This is a genomic window from Caulobacter sp. 17J65-9 (assembly GCF_010975005.1).
Taxonomy (GTDB): Bacteria; Pseudomonadota; Alphaproteobacteria; order Caulobacterales; family Caulobacteraceae; genus 17J80-11.
On the sequence record NZ_JAAIVC010000308.1, the window covers coordinates 1 to 1118 of the forward strand.

1 pseudogene is annotated in these 1118 nt (G+C 75.5%); it reads left to right on the forward strand.

Annotated elements, in window-relative coordinates:
* A pseudogene (locus G3573_RS21575) lies at positions 1 to 1118 on the forward strand (hypothetical protein); the annotation flags it as partial.

The following is a 1118-nucleotide window of genomic DNA, read 5'->3' on the forward strand; positions in this document are numbered from 1 at the left end:
GTCGACGTGCTCAGCACCTCGCGCATCGCCACCCTCGGCAACGACGCCTCCGCCCTGGTCGCCCAGTCGATCGGCGGCGGCGGCGGCAACGGCGGCTGGTCCGGCGCGATCAGCGCGGCGGCCGGGACCACCAACGCCGCGTCCCTGACCGCGGCGGTCGGCGGCAACGGCGGCAACGGCGGCGCCGGCGACTTCGTCCAGGTCGACAGCTCCGGCGTCCTGACCACCGAGGGCGACAACGCCTTCGCCTTCCTGGCCCAGTCCATCGGCGGCGGCGGCGGCAACGGCGGCATGGCCCTGTCGGGCTCGTTCGCCGGCCTCGGCCAGAATTCGCTGGCGGTCGGCGTCAGCGTCGGCGGCTGCTTCTCGCTCTCGGCGGTCTGCGTCGGCGGCGACGGCGGCGAGGTCGAGGCCTTCAGCCGCGGCGGCGTCCACACCCTGGGCGACCTGTCGGCCGGCGTGGTGGCCCAGTCCATCGGCGGCGGCGGCGGCAACGGCGGTTTCGCCGGCACGCTCAACGCGGCGCTCTCGAGCTCCAAGAACGCGGCCGTGGGCCTGGCGCTGGGCGGCAACGGCGGCAACGGCGGCAAGGGCGGCGAGGTCAACCTGACCACCCAGGGCGTGGTGGTCACCGAAGGCGACGGCGCCACGGGCGTCCTGGCCCAGTCGATCGGCGGCGGCGGCGGCAACGGCGGCGGCGCCCTGACCGGCTCGCTGGTCGCCAGCGGCCAGAACCAGGTGTCGGTCAGCGCCGCCCTGGGCGGCTGCCTGGTGCAGGAAGCCGACTACAACGAAAACGGCGGGTCCATTCCGTCCTGCGCCGGCGGGAACGGCGGCGAGGTCACGGTCACCGTCGAGAACTCCGTCGGCACCATGGGTGAAGGCGCCAGCGCCATCATCGCCCAGTCGATCGGCGGCGGCGGCGGCAACGGCGGCTGGTCGGGCGCGCTGGCCGGTTCGCTGAACCAGCAGCGCACCGTCAACCTGGCGGTCGCGCTCGGCGGCTTCGGCGGCGGCGGCGGCGACGGCGAGGCGGTCACGGTCGTGGCCACCGGCGACGAGATCGTCACGGTCGGCGGCCAGTCGCACGGCGTGCTGGCCCAGTCGTTCGTGGCGGC